Source organism: Formosa bonchosmolovskayae (genome assembly GCF_051016085.1).
Classification (GTDB): Bacteria; Bacteroidota; Bacteroidia; order Flavobacteriales; family Flavobacteriaceae; genus Formosa.
Genome location: NZ_CP174605.1, coordinates 4,120,545 through 4,133,710, shown reverse-complemented (window position 1 = coordinate 4,133,710; position 13,166 = coordinate 4,120,545). Strand labels below are relative to the sequence as shown.

The window sequence follows — 13,166 nt, the reverse complement described above, 5'->3', positions numbered from 1 at the left end:
TTAAGAATTGAGATGTTCAACACGTGTGTTTTCATAATGACAGAAAAATAAGGTGATATTTAGTTTTAATATCATGGCTAATTTAAGCCTTTTTACTCGTCCTTATAAATTAATGAAAGTGTATATCTCTATTATTGGTGAATTTTTAAAATACGTCTATAATTTAAAAGAAAACACAGATTTAGAGGCGGTAAGTACATTAATTTTAAATTTAACGATTTATAACTTTTTTTGTATGTCCTTAATAATGGTTTCAATTGGGGTTTCGTAATCAAACCATAAGGTCTCCGTATTTCTTTTAAACCATGTTAATTGGCGTTTTGCAAATCGTCTTGAGTTTTTCTTGATTTCTGAAATTGCAAAATCTAAGGTGTATTCCCCGTTTAAATAATTAAAAAGCTCTTTATAGCCAACAGTATTTAACGCATTTAAATGTTGTTTGTCTACAAGTTGTTTTACTTCATCTAGGAGGCCTTGCTCCATCATAATATCCACACGTCTGTTTATACGGTCGTAAATAATCTCACGGTCTGCTTTTAGTCCAACTGTAATGGTCTTAAAAGGACGATTGTCTTTATCCTTATTTAAAAAAGAAGAATAAGGTTGCCCGGTACCAATACAAATTTCTAGCGCTCTAATTACGCGATGCGGATTATCTATAGCAATAGTCTCATAAGACTTTGGATCCAGTTGTTTTAATTGACTTTGCAAGGCTTGTAAACCTTCTGCATCTAATTGTGCATTTAAACCCGTTCGTATATTATAATCAACTTTTGGGAAATTATCTAAACCACGGGTTACAGCATCTACATACAGCCCAGAGCCACCTACCATGATGGCGGTACGATGCGTCTTAAATATGTGCTCTAAAGTTTGAAGCGCCTCTTTTTCAAAAGTTCCAACATTATACACATCTTCAACCGATTTATTATGGATAAAATGATGAGGAGCTTGCGCTAATTCATCCGCTGTTGGAGCCGCTGTACCAATTTGCATCTCTTTAAAAAACTGTCTAGAATCGGCAGAAATAATCTCTGTATTAAAATAATTCGCAAGTTTAATACTAAGTGCTGTTTTGCCAATTGCTGTTGGTCCAACTATAGATATAAGGTAGTGATTTGTGTCCAAAATTTTAATTATTATGAAGAGGTTCGCCGCAATTATAACAATTTTGTGCGCCATCTCTATGATCGCTTTTCAGGCAATTAGAACACGATTGAGAATTTAAACGAACTTTTTTTACATTAGGTTGATCTGGTATGGCGTTTTTGTTACTATTATTCTGACTAGAATATTCGGCCGAAACAATGCCTGTAGGTACAGCAATAATTCCATAACCTAAAATCATTATTACCGACGCTATAAATTGTCCGAGAGGAGTTTGTGGTGCGATATCTCCAAAACCAACGGTAGTAAGGGTTACTATACACCAATACACACTTTTGGGGATATTGGCAAATCCTTCATTTTTGTCTCCTTCAATTAAATACATAATGGTTCCCAAAATAACCGCAAGGATAATGACAGCAAATAAAAACACCGAAATTTTTGCACGACTAGCTTTTAAAGCAGTTGTAAGATTATTAGATGCTCCTAAAAATCGAGCTAATTTTAAGATTCTAAAAACTCGTAATAGGCGTAACGCTCTTAAAGCGACTAGGGCATGTGTGCCAACAAAAATGATAGATAAATACTTTGGTGCTGTAGATAGTAAATCGATAACACCATAAAAGCTAAAGATGTATTTAAACGGCTTTTTTACTGTAATAATTCGGGCAATGTATTCTAATGTAAATAATATGGTTATTACCCATTCCGAAATATTTAAAAAACTATGATATTGTATATCTATCGAGTCTACGCTTTCAAGCATTACCAAAAGTATACTCGCAATAATTGCTATAAGTAGTATGATATCGAACAACTTCCCCGCAGGCGTATCCGCTTCATAAATAATTTCATGCAACTGCGTTTTCCAGTTTTTGTCTCGTTTTGGTTCAATCATAAAATAAAAGTAAGAAAAGTAAGTTTGTTTTTCTTAAATAAATGGAGTTAACCTAAAATATAGATGTTAAGCAGGAAGCTGAATAATTTTGAGTTTTTTATGACTTCGTAAATAACTCTGAATAATATGTTGAGAATCTCTATTGTTTTCCATTTTGGTAATAATAGATTCTAAGACTTTAATATTACTAATTTGATAATTTAAATTGAAAAATCCTAAACCTACAAACTGGCCATCTTTAATATAAATAGCACTGCGTTCTTCAATTTCTCGACCGCGATCTATAATTATCATATTTTTATGGACGTAACTGTTTTTCTCTATAAGTTCCTGAACTCGTAAGTTGTATTCTTCTGGAGATTCTTCAGTAACACAGGCTCCATGACAGGTTTTTAGGCCATAATTAAAACACGGTTTCTCTGTATTTACAGTCGATAGTCCCGTTAATTGTAGGCATAAATTATAAGCTTCCACATTATGCTCAATAAAGTAATGGGCACTTTGCTTATTACTAAATGTTGTAATGGGCTTTTTACGTCCATCGGCAACATCAACCTTTAAATTTATATAACCATTTTTATCCTTAAATGCATACAGTGCATGGGTGTAATGCGTACGTTTTCTGGCCCGATTGTATATTGGTTTTAAACGCTTTATTTCTTCATTTTCTTTGAGTAATGCTACAAGCTCACTTCCGGTTTCTTCGTAAGTTACGGCTGTAACATGAAGCTGAATTTTTTTAGATTTAGAATTTGGAGCAGTAAAATGCTGGTTAACACGACGTTTTATATTTCTGCTTTTTCCAATATAAATAATGTCTCCGCCTTCCTTATGAATGTAATACACACCAGTAATGGCAGGAAGTTCTTCAACAATATCTATAAGTTTTCTATCTAATTTTTTCGGATTATGACCTTCCTTTATAGAAGATTGAATGATTTGTTTTGTGGTATCTTTTGTTTGCAGTAATTTAAATAATTTTACTGTAGCCAATGCATCTCCATTTGCACGATGTCTATCGGTAACCGGAATACCTAGCGATCTAACTAGCTTTCCTAGACTATAAGACGGCTGATCTGGAATTAAATCTTTAGATAATTCTACTGTACATAGAGTATTGCGCTTAAAATCGTATCCCAAACGGTTAAACTCTGTTCGCAGTATACGATAATCGAATTCTGAATTGTGTGCAACAATAATACAGTCTTCGGTAATTTCAATAATGCGTTTTGCAACCTCGTAAAATTTAGGTGCATTTTTAAGCATATTGTTATTAATCCCTGTAAGCTTAACCACAAACGGTTGGATGTTCCGTTCTGGATTTACTAAGGTTATAAATTGATCTACAACGGTGTGTCCGTCGTATTTATGAATAGCAATTTCGGTAATGCCTTCTTCATTAAATTTACCACCTGTGGTCTCTATGTCTAAAATTGCGTAAATAATATACTCTTAAAAAATTAATAATTACGGACTCCAAAAATACTACTTCCAATACGAACCATAGTACTTCCACAAGCAATAGCTACTTGGTAATCGCCACTCATTCCCATCGAAATGGTTTTAAACTGAGAAGGATTGCTATGTATTGCTTTTAAAGTATTAAAGGTAGTTTTTAATTGGGTAAATTCAGATTTTATTTGCGATTCATTCTCGGTGAATGTTGCCATTCCCATAATACCCACAATATTAATATGTGCTAATTCTGAAAATGAGTCCGATTTTAGGATTTCAACAGCTTCAGCCTCACTCATTCCAAATTTAGAGTCTTCATCTGCAATTTTAATCTGAAGCAAACAATCTATAACACGATCGTGTTTTTGGGCTTGTTTGTTTATTTCTCTCAATAATTTTTCGTTTTCAACACCATGAATTAAATGCACAAAAGAAGCCATGTATTTTACTTTGTTACGCTGTACATGACCAATCATATGCCATTGGATGTCTTTTGGTAAGAGCTCATGTTTTTCGGCCATTTCCTGAATTTTATTTTCCCCAAAAATACGTTGTCCAGCATCGTAAGCTTCTTGTAAATCGCTAACAGGTTTGGTTTTGGAAACAGCAACTAGAGTTACATGTTCAGGTAATGTTTCTTTTATATGAGTTAAATTTTGTTTAATAGACATATTGAGTAATTATGCTTTAAAATTTGTAAGTGTATAACCTTTTAATCGTGTATGAAATTGAAGTTTTTGAATAGAAATAATTCTTATTTTAAAAATTGACTGGAGATAACCTCTGCTTTTCTACTCGTTGAATAATCATAAAAACCTTCACCTGATTTTATACCTAGTTTTCCGGCTCTCACCATGTTTACAAGTAGGGGAGAAGGTGCGTATTTCGGGTTTTTAAAGCCGTCGTACATTACATTTAAAATAGATAAACACACATCTAAACCAATAAAATCGGCTAATTGTAAAGGCCCCATAGGGTGAGCCATTCCTAATTTCATTACGGTATCAATTTCTTTTACACCGGCAACACCATTGTATAAGGTTTCGATAGATTCGTTAAGCATAGGCATTAAAATACGGTTGGCAACAAATCCAGGATAATCGTTAACTTCTACCGGATCTTTTCCTAAAGTTTTCGAAATTTCCATTATCGTTTTAGTCACCGCATCACTCGTGTTATATCCACGAATAATTTCTACCAATTTCATAATTGGAACGGGATTCATAAAATGCATCCCAATGACCCTATCTGGACGATTGGTAACCGCCGCAATTTGGGTAATAGATATAGAAGATGTGTTTGTTGCTAAAATGGTTTTAGCATTACAGATGTCACTTAACTGCTTAAATATTTTGAGCTTTAAATCTAAATGTTCTGACGCCGCTTCAATAACTAAATCGGCATTATTTACGCCTGAATTTATATCTGTAAATGTAGAAATCCGACTTAGAGTCTCGTGTTTTTGAGTTTCCGAAATAACAGCTTTAGAAATTAGGCGGTCAAGATTTTTAGTAATTGTAGCTAACCCTGTATTTAAAGATGCCTCATTTATATCTATTAAAGAAACATTAAATCCACTTTGGGCAAAGGTATGTGCAATACCATTTCCCATGGTTCCTGCTCCTACGACTGCTATGTTTTTCATGATCGTAAATTATTAATAGGTGTTATTAAAAGAGGTAAAATGAAATGGAACTGCGTTTTTAAAACTGATCAATAATCATATTAGCTACACGTAAAGCTTCGGTTCCGTCGTGTAAAGTTACAACAGGTTTTGTGTCATTATTTATGGCGTCTGCAAAAGTTTCTAATTCGTCTAAAATAGCATTGTTATTCGCCACATCAGGATTTGCAAAATAGATTTGTTTTTTAATACCTTCAGCATTCTGTAAAATCATATCAAAATCTCCAGGTTCTTTAGGCGCATCTTTCATTTTAACAACTTCACATTTCTTTTCTAGAAAATCGACAGAGATATAAGCATCGCGCTGAAAGAAACGTGTTTTACGCATGCTCTTTAGTGAAATTCTACTAGCTGTAAGGTTCGCAACACACCCATTTACAAATTCAATTCTTGCATTTGCAATATCTGGAGTTTCACTAATTACCGAAACACCACTAGCGCTTATATGTTTTACTTTAGATTGTACAACACTTAGAATAATGTCTATATCGTGAATCATTAAATCTAAAACTACAGGAACATCTGTTCCTCTAGGGTTAAATTCGGCCAAACGATGTGCTTCAATAAACATTGGTTTATCTAGTAAATCTTTTATGGCGGTAAATGCAGGATTAAAACGTTCTACGTGTCCAACTTGCCCTTTTACTTTGTACTCGGCAACTAAAGTTCTTAAAGCTTCAGCTTCTTGAACAGTATTAGTTATTGGTTTTTCAACAAAAATATTTTTGCCTTTAGAGATTGCTAATTTGGCACAGTCGTAGTGAGAAAGAGTAGGTGTTACAATATCTACAACAGCGACAGCATCTATTAATTCTTCTACAGTTTCGAAAAATTTGTAACCAAATTCGGCTTCAACTTTTCTAGCATTTTCTTTATCTGCATCATGAAAACCGATGAGTTCGTATTTATCTGATTGATTTAGAAGTCTTAAATGAATTTTTCCGAGGTGACCAGCACCAAGAACTCCAACTTTTAGCATGTGAATAGGATTTTAAACAAAAATAAGATTTTTTATGAGTTTTAAATACTAATAAAATTTTAAAAAAAGATTTACTTTTGCAAAACTTATAATTCTTCAAAACTCAAAATAAAACACACCCTCTTGAAAGACACTTTTAAACATCAAGGATTACGACAACAATTGGTAAATACACTGAAAAATAAAGGCATTACAGATGTAAATGTGCTTAAAACGATAGGGAATATACCAAGACATTTGTTTATGGATTCTAGCTTTTTAGATCATGCATATCAAGATAAAGCATTTCCTATTGCGGCCGATCAAACCATTTCTCAGCCATACACAGTGGCCTTTCAAACCGAATTATTAAAGATTAAACGCGAGGCTAAAATTTTAGAAATTGGAACAGGAAGTGGTTACCAAACTGCTGTATTATGTGAATTGGGTGTAAAGGTTTATAGTATTGAACGCCAATTAGAGTTGTTTAAAAAAACGAGTAAATTTTTGCCTAAATTAGGATACCGCCCAAAACAATTAATTTTTGGAGATGGCTATAAAGGGATGCCTGAAGAAGCGCCTTTCGATGGAATTATTGTAACAGCGGGTGCGCCTTTTGTCCCGACTCCTTTATTAAGTCAGTTAAAAATAGGTGGACGTTTAGTGATTCCTGTAGGGGATCAGGTGCAAACCATGACACTTTTTGTAAGAAAAGGGCCTAAAGAATTTGAAAAACACGAGTTTGGTGAATTTCGTTTTGTGCCACTATTAGAGGATAAAAATTAATAATCATCGTCTTTTTGTAAAAACTCAGCGGGAATTGGTTTGGTTTCAGATTCGTTTGTCCATAATAGATTAATAATCCACCAACGATTCCCGTCGAACATTAATTGAATACTATTAATACCTTTTGCAAAAGGTTCTTTATCGTTTTCGGAATGATAGGCCTCAAAGGTGCTAAACACCTGTGTGATGTCGCCAAATGTATGTACAATTCTGTGAATCTCTTTTTCGTGAAACCCGTTTTTTAGCATCCAAGATTTAGAGGCTTTAACGTATTCGGCAGGCGTCATGTACTTCGCTTGTAATTTACCTTCGTAATCGACTCCTGTAGTAATTAATTTAGCTTCCTCTTTAAACAAAAATTGAAATAAATCCCAGTCGCGTTTTTCTTTCTTATCGCCAGAAAGCGACAGATATAACGTTCCTAAAGTAGTTTCTAAAGATTTTACTAAGGGGTTATAATTGGTTTTTTGTATAACAACTTCTTTCTTTTTTTGTGCTGTTGCAGTAGAAATCAGAAAAAAACTTAACCCGAAGACGAATAATAATTTTTTCATTTTAATGAATTTTTACAAACTAATTGGAGTCATCCATTTTGTTCTTAATGTTAATTGTTCGGCTGATGGCGATGCGTTTAACGAGAATGTATTCTCAGTTTCATTATAATCGATACCTATTTTATTGTAATACGCTTTAATTGGTAAAGGTTTAGTATTTACAATAAAGTCGTCTATAAAAAATTGAATTTCAGGATAGGTTTCTTTTACAAATGTAGAGAAGAAAGTCGCGTCGTCGAAAGGTGTATGTGGACCGTATTTTTTAGCTAAATCGTTAATCACGTCAATATAGCCTCGTTTCCCGTTAGATAATTCTAATATTTTTATGTCTAAAAGTCCTGCTACAATTGCACCTTTCATGTATATATTCCCGTATTGTTTTTGGCCCGCTGGCGTGTAAGAGGTAAGAGACAATTGCTCTAAGCTTAATGCGGGATCAAAATATTTCGAATCGATCGCTATTTTTTTAGATAGCGTATTAAAATAATCATCGGTAGGTTTTAAGCCTGAACGAAAAAGCATCATATGTGCAGCCCATTCGGTAGTGCCTTCGTACAACCACAAATGTCTTGAGGCTACGGGTGTAATAAAGTTAAACTGATCTACAATTTCACTATGGATATTTAAAGGCGTAACTACATGGAAAAATTCGTGTGCAGCGACTTCTACAACTTGCTCTTCAAGATTTGCCCATTGGTCTTCTTTATAGATGTATTCTGAGCTGTAAGAGTGCTCCCAAGCACCATTAGTGGTGTCTTCAAAATGGAATAAAAAAGTATAGTTTTTTACAGGTAGCCCTTCAAGAAATCCGCTAGCCGAAACCAACATGTTTTTCATGGATTCTAAAATTTGATCAGAGGTTACTAAGCCTGTTTTAGAATAGGTGTAAATATCTACATTTGTCCCTTCTACATTCATACTGGCTTTGGTTAAATTTCCAAGCAAAATAGGAGAGTCTACAACTTTATCGTAGTTTTCTGCAACGTATAAACTGTCACTGTTTTTACTTAAGGCCGTACCAACTGTCCATGTTTTAGGATAGTCTAATTTTATAGTAATCGGACTGTTTTGTTTATCTTTAAAATAACCAAATACAGCTTGCCCATTTATTAAGGTATGGTCGTTTTCAATGGACGTTCCGCACATTAAATAGATTTTGTTTTCTGAAACGGGAGTGTCCCAAGTTTCTGAAATTTCATATTCTATTTTTGAAATTTTTTCTGGAGAGGTTAACTCAAATTGGTTAATAGAAATTTGATGTGTTGTTAACTCATTGCCATTAGCATCAAACGCTTTAAAATGTTTAACATAGCGCCCAATATCCATAACTTGATAGGTTCCAGGAGCAGTAGAAGCAAACTGATAAATAGAATTTACGGCTGTAAGTGCGGGTGGTGTAACGGTAACTTTATAGGTGTCGTCTGATCGGTCTAAAAGATTGACTTCAAATTTTACAGATTCTACTGTTTTTGTGGCCGTGTTTTTTGACCCGCCGCAAGAATATAGAGCAAACGTAAAGGCTAATAAGGTAATTCTAAAGCTTAATTTCATGGAATCTAAAAGATGTATATGGTAGTGTTTTATTTATAAATTTTCTTAACCCGATCTAAATTTCGTTTGTTATCACGGTCTTTAATAGATTCTCGCTTATCATACAACTTCTTCCCTTTAGCCAAAGCAATATTTAACTTCGCAAATCCTTTATCGTTAATAAAGAGTTTTAGCGGGACTATGGTTAATCCGCTGTTTTTAACTTCTTTTTCGAGCTTCTTAAGTTCGCGTTTGTTTAATAATAATTTTCGCTCGGCTTTCGGGCGGTGATTATAATAATTACCAAATGCATATTCTTCAATATTCATGTTAATTACAAACAGTTCACCTTTCTCATTGAATTCGCAAAAGCTTTCTGCGATAGATGCTTTACTACTTCTAATGGACTTTATTTCTGTACCGGAAAGGACTATTCCAGCAGTATATTTATCTAAGATCTCGTATAAAAAACGAGCTTTCTTATTTTGGATGTTTATCTTTTTTTGCATAGTTGTCAAAGATAAATAATTAAATATAACTTTTAATAGCCTTAGGCTTCAATAACATTAATTGTAAAGCGAATTTGATTGTAAAATGATAATTGTCTTACAAATCCTAGATTAATGTTTGGAATACATTTTTATACAGGTGCACTAGATGTGCTAATAAACAGGATCTTTGGGATTATAATGATAAAAACTGCTTTTTTAGTTTTTTAGAATTAGAGCATTATTGATTTAAATGGAGTATTATTATTACGAATACAGTTAATCATTGGGTGAAAATGTTATAAATTTGTATTTTTAAGAATCAAACTATTTAAACAAACATTATGAAAAAAACAACATTATTATTTGCTTTTGCTTTAATGCTAAGTGCTGCAAGCGTATTTGGACAGGCTAGAAAAGAGTTAAACTTCGGGTTGATAGGTGTTAACTACGAAATTCCTGTACATGAAAACATTACTATTGCTCCAGGAGTTGGAACCGATTTCAATTTGGATTGGGTTAACATAGGTGTTAAAGGAAATTACTATTTCGATGAGCTTTTTGGAATTTCAGATGACGCTTGGGATGTTTACGGTGGTGCAAATGCAGGTTATGCTATTTACTCTGGAGATGATGATTTAGAAAGCAGTGATTTAAGTCTAGGTCTGCAAGTAGGAGGTAGATGGTTTTGGAATGATAAGTGGGGTTTATATGCTGAAATATCAGGAGGTTCAATCTTTGTTCCTGCGATTGGAGTTACAATGAAATTATAATACCGAATCAATTATATTTAAAATGCCTTAAGAATATCTTCTTAAGGCATTTTTTTATGCTTTACTTGTAAGTAAATATAGTGTAAAATATAAAAGCAATGCTTATCTGTTATCAGACTCACATTGCTTTTATTTACTAACCAACCTTACATCATTTAACGGAGGTAAATGTGTTATATTATAAAGAATTTCTGCTTTAACAAAACTTTATTACTCCTCTTCGTGAACTAAGGTTTCTTGGTTTCTAAAAACCAATTCATTATCGAAATTATCTAGTAAAATAATACTATCTGTGGTGACTTTTCCAGAAAGTATGTCTTTACTTAAAGCGTTTAAAACTTCTTTCTGAATTACACGTTTTACTGGTCTTGCTCCGTATTCTGGATTATATCCCTTTTCGGCTAAGTAAGTTACCGCTTCCTGAGTCGCATCGAAAGTAATGCCTTGTTGAGCTATCATTTTAGAGATGCCTTTTAATTGTAAACTTACAATTTCTCTAATGTTCTCTTTGCTTAGCGGTGTAAACATAATCGTGTCATCAATTCTATTTAAAAACTCTGGTCTAACGGTTTGCTTTAACAATGCAAGTACGTCGATTTTAGCAATTTCAATAGCACTGTCAACGTCTTTAGTGGCTTCAAATCGATCTTGAATAATTTGACTTCCCATATTGGATGTCATAATAATTATTGTGTTTTTAAAATCGGCGACCCGTCCTTTGTTGTCTGTTAAACGTCCTTCATCTAATACTTGTAATAAAATATTAAAGGTGTCTGGGTGTGCTTTTTCAATTTCATCTAGCAATACTACAGAATAAGGTTTTCTACGTACAGCTTCTGTTAATTGTCCACCTTCGTCGTATCCTACGTATCCTGGAGGCGCTCCAACCAATCTGCTTACAGAATGACGCTCTTGATATTCACTCATATCAATACGAGTCATGGCATTTTCGTCGTCGAATAAATACTCGGCCAAAGCTTTTGCTAATTCCGTTTTACCCACACCAGTGGTTCCAAGGAATAAAAAGGTTCCTATAGGTTTTTGCGGGTTTTGTAAACCTGCTCGACTTCGTCTCACGGCATCGCTCACAGCTTCTATGGCTTCTTCTTGTCCTACCACACGTTTGTGTAATTCGTCTTCCAAATGCAATAACTTGTCACGTTCGCTTTGTAACATTTTAGTTACAGGAATTCCCGTCCATTTTGCGACTACTTCTGCAATATCGTCGTAAGTGACTTCTTCCTTGATTAAAGAGCTGTCCGATTTGTTTTCACTTAAATCTTTTTGAAGTAAATCTAAACGCTCTTGAGCATCTTTAATTTTTCCGTAACGAATTTCTGCAACTTTACCGTAATCACCTTCGCGTTCTGCACGTTCTGCTTCAAGCTTAAAGTTTTCAATATCTAACTTTGCTGTTTGAATATTATCTACAACCTCTTTTTCACTTTTCCACTTCGCATTAATTTCATTACGATTTTCTTTTAAGTTCGCTAAATCAACTTTTAGACTTTTAAGTTTTACTTCGTCTTTTTCACGTTTTATGGCTTCGATTTCAATTTCTAACTGCATGATCTTTCTGTCTAACACATCAAGTTCTTCTGGTTTAGAATTGATTTCCATACGCAATTTAGAAGCCGCTTCATCCATTAAGTCAATTGCCTTATCTGGTAAAAAACGATTTGTAATATAACGTTCAGATAATTCTACCGCACCAATAATAGCTTCGTCTTTAATACGTACTTTATGGTGTGTTTCGTACTTTTCTTTAATACCACGTAAAATAGAAATCGCACTTTCGGTATCTGGTTCGTTTACCATTACTTTTTGGAAACGACGTTCTAGGGCTTTGTCTTTTTCAAAATACTTTTGATATTCATCTAAAGTTGTGGCTCCGATGGAACGTAATTCTCCACGCGCTAATGCCGGTTTTAAAATGTTTGCAGCATCCATTGCACCTTGTCCGCCTCCAGCACCAACAAGCGTATGAATCTCGTCTATAAATAAAACGATATCGCCTTCGCTGTCTGTAACTTCTTTAATAACGGCTTTTAATCGTTCTTCAAATTCTCCTTTATATTTAGCACCTGCAATAAGAGCTCCCATATCTAAGGCAAAAATTTGCTTATCTTTTAAATTATCTGGTACATCACCATCTACAATTCTATGTGCTAAACCTTCGGCAATTGCAGTTTTACCCGTTCCTGGTTCTCCTACTAAAATTGGGTTGTTTTTTGTTCGTCTGGTTAAGATTTGTAAGATTCTACGAATCTCTTCATCACGACCAATTACAGGATCTAATTTCCCGTTTTTTGCTAATTCGTTTAAATTTTTAGCATATTTATTTAGAGAATTGTATGTTTCTTCTTGATTTTGGGAGGTTACGCGATCCCCTTTACGTAATTCTTCGATGGCAGCAACAAGTGCTTTTTCTGTGACCCCTTGGTCTTTTAGCATTTGAGCAATTTTGCTTTTCGATTTAAAAATGGCAATAAGTAGGTGTTCGATAGACACATATTCATCGTTCATTTTTTTAGCAATGGTTGAAGCTTCGTTTAGAGCGGTTCCTAAATCGCGGGAAGCCATGATTTCGCCTCCTGAAACTTTAGGAAAATTTTCTATTTGCTTATCTATTGCTTGTTCAAGAATGTTTATGTTTACATTCAATTTTTTTAGAATAAACGGTAACACATTTTCGTCTACTTCAGAAATAGCCTTAAAAACGTGTTCGTTTTCTATATTTTGCTGTCCATTTTCTTGCGCAATTTGTTGCGCCCGTTGTATGGCTTCTTGAGATTTTATTGTATAATTGTTAAAGTTCATTGTTCAAGTGTTTTTCAATGTATAGTCAACTTTCTTACCAATTTTAAAAATAAGACAAAATGTCTGTTCGATGTGTTTTTAATCTGACGATTTGTCTTTTGAGTAAAGTGAGG

General features: G+C 33.9%; 12 protein-coding genes. 2 read left to right on the top strand and 10 right to left on the bottom strand.

Annotation, left to right across the window (positions count from 1 at the left end):
• Nucleotides 1-219: 219 nt before the first annotated feature.
• The 6 genes from miaA to ACKC83_RS17570 form a co-directional block, all read right to left on the bottom strand.
• A complete protein-coding gene (gene miaA / locus ACKC83_RS17595) occupies nucleotides 220-1,128 on the bottom strand; it encodes a tRNA (adenosine(37)-N6)-dimethylallyltransferase MiaA (protein WP_434036549.1) in 909 nt (302 codons plus the stop codon).
• Between the two features lie 4 nt (nucleotides 1,129-1,132).
• Nucleotides 1,133-2,005, bottom strand: coding sequence for an ion transporter (locus ACKC83_RS17590; protein WP_434036548.1), 873 nt, complete (start codon nucleotides 2,003-2,005; stop codon nucleotides 1,133-1,135).
• 66 nt (nucleotides 2,006-2,071) lie between these two features.
• Nucleotides 2,072-3,448, bottom strand: a complete 1,377-nt coding sequence (locus ACKC83_RS17585; protein WP_434037800.1) for an exonuclease domain-containing protein — start codon at nucleotides 3,446-3,448, stop codon at nucleotides 2,072-2,074.
• Nucleotides 3,449-3,465: 17 nt separating this feature from the next.
• A complete protein-coding gene (locus tag ACKC83_RS17580; RefSeq protein ID WP_434036547.1) occupies nucleotides 3,466-4,131 on the bottom strand; it encodes a YggS family pyridoxal phosphate-dependent enzyme in 666 nt (221 codons plus the stop codon).
• A gap of 83 nt (nucleotides 4,132-4,214) precedes the next feature.
• Nucleotides 4,215-5,105: a 3-hydroxybutyryl-CoA dehydrogenase gene (locus tag ACKC83_RS17575; protein WP_434036546.1), complete on the bottom strand. Its 891-nt coding sequence runs from the start codon at nucleotides 5,103-5,105 to the stop codon at nucleotides 4,215-4,217.
• A 58-nt stretch (nucleotides 5,106-5,163) separates the two neighbouring features.
• A complete protein-coding gene (locus tag ACKC83_RS17570; protein WP_414037390.1) occupies nucleotides 5,164-6,123 on the bottom strand; it encodes a Gfo/Idh/MocA family protein in 960 nt (319 codons plus the stop codon).
• 123 nt (nucleotides 6,124-6,246) lie between these two features.
• Here ACKC83_RS17570 and ACKC83_RS17565 point away from each other — a divergent pair, with 123 nt between their 5' ends.
• Nucleotides 6,247-6,888 carry a protein-L-isoaspartate(D-aspartate) O-methyltransferase gene (locus ACKC83_RS17565; protein WP_414037389.1) on the top strand — a complete coding sequence of 214 codons (642 nt, stop codon included), beginning with the start codon at nucleotides 6,247-6,249 and terminating at the stop codon, nucleotides 6,886-6,888.
• On the opposite strand, the gene ACKC83_RS17560 is transcribed toward ACKC83_RS17565, so the two are convergent.
• The 3 genes from ACKC83_RS17560 to smpB are packed head-to-tail and all read right to left on the bottom strand — an operon-like array spanning nucleotide 6,885 to nucleotide 9,481.
• On the bottom strand, nucleotides 6,885-7,442 hold the full coding sequence (locus ACKC83_RS17560; RefSeq protein WP_414037388.1) for a hypothetical protein: 558 nt from the start codon (nucleotides 7,440-7,442) through the stop codon (nucleotides 6,885-6,887). The two genes, ACKC83_RS17565 and ACKC83_RS17560, sit on opposite strands and share 4 nt — an antisense overlap.
• 12 nt (nucleotides 7,443-7,454) lie before the next feature.
• Complete coding sequence (locus ACKC83_RS17555) at nucleotides 7,455-8,993, bottom strand: hypothetical protein (protein ID WP_434036545.1); 1,539 nt, start codon at nucleotides 8,991-8,993, stop codon at nucleotides 7,455-7,457.
• Nucleotides 8,994-9,022: 29 nt separating this feature from the next.
• On the bottom strand, nucleotides 9,023-9,481 hold the full coding sequence (smpB, locus tag ACKC83_RS17550; RefSeq protein ID WP_414037386.1) for an SsrA-binding protein SmpB: 459 nt from the start codon (nucleotides 9,479-9,481) through the stop codon (nucleotides 9,023-9,025).
• A gap of 323 nt (nucleotides 9,482-9,804) precedes the next feature.
• Here smpB and ACKC83_RS17545 point away from each other — a divergent pair, with 323 nt between their 5' ends.
• Nucleotides 9,805-10,233 carry a hypothetical protein gene (locus tag ACKC83_RS17545; protein ID WP_414037385.1) on the top strand — a complete coding sequence of 143 codons (429 nt, stop codon included), beginning with the start codon at nucleotides 9,805-9,807 and terminating at the stop codon, nucleotides 10,231-10,233.
• Nucleotides 10,234-10,443: 210 nt separating this feature from the next.
• On the opposite strand, the gene clpB is transcribed toward ACKC83_RS17545, so the two are convergent.
• Complete coding sequence (gene clpB, locus ACKC83_RS17540) at nucleotides 10,444-13,053, bottom strand: ATP-dependent chaperone ClpB (RefSeq protein WP_434036544.1); 2,610 nt, start codon at nucleotides 13,051-13,053, stop codon at nucleotides 10,444-10,446.
• Nucleotides 13,054-13,166 lie beyond the last annotated feature (113 nt).